The 308-nt window shown below is 51.0% G+C and carries 3 tRNA genes; all 3 read left to right on the top strand.

The window, feature by feature from the left end:
* Positions 1–34: 34 nt before the first annotated feature.
* The 3 genes from FC47_RS10300 to FC47_RS10290 all read left to right on the top strand — a co-directional run bounded on the left by FC47_RS10300 (position 35) and on the right by FC47_RS10290 (position 274).
* Positions 35–108, top strand: a tRNA-Ile gene (locus FC47_RS10300).
* A 2-nt stretch (positions 109–110) separates the two neighbouring features.
* Positions 111–198 (top strand) — tRNA-Ser (locus FC47_RS10295).
* Positions 199–202: 4 nt separating this feature from the next.
* Positions 203–274 (top strand) — tRNA-Glu (locus FC47_RS10290).
* Positions 275–308: the final 34 nt, after the last annotated feature.

The raw sequence follows: 308 nt of genomic DNA, 5'->3' as shown, positions 1-308 counted from the left end.
AGTTCGATTCTCGTTACCCGCTTTAATAATATATGGGTCTATAGCTCAGCTGGTTAGAGCGCACGCCTGATAAGCGTGAGGTCGGTGGTTCGAGTCCACTTAGACCCATTGGAGAATTACTCAAGTGGCTGAAGAGGCGCCCCTGCTAAGGGTGTAGGTCGCGAAAGCGGCGCGAGAGTTCGAATCTCTCATTCTCCGTTATGACCCGTTAGTCAAGTGGTTAAGACACCAGCCTTTCACGCTGGTATCGTGGGTTCGAATCCCGCACGGGTCACTTGTCATGATCCATTAGTCAAGCGGTTAAGACA

The organism is Limosilactobacillus mucosae DSM 13345 (assembly GCF_001436025.1).
Classification (GTDB): Bacteria; Bacillota; Bacilli; order Lactobacillales; family Lactobacillaceae; genus Limosilactobacillus; species Limosilactobacillus mucosae.
Note: the sequence above shows the minus strand (reverse complement) of the source record. Positions and strands in the feature narration are given on the sequence as shown.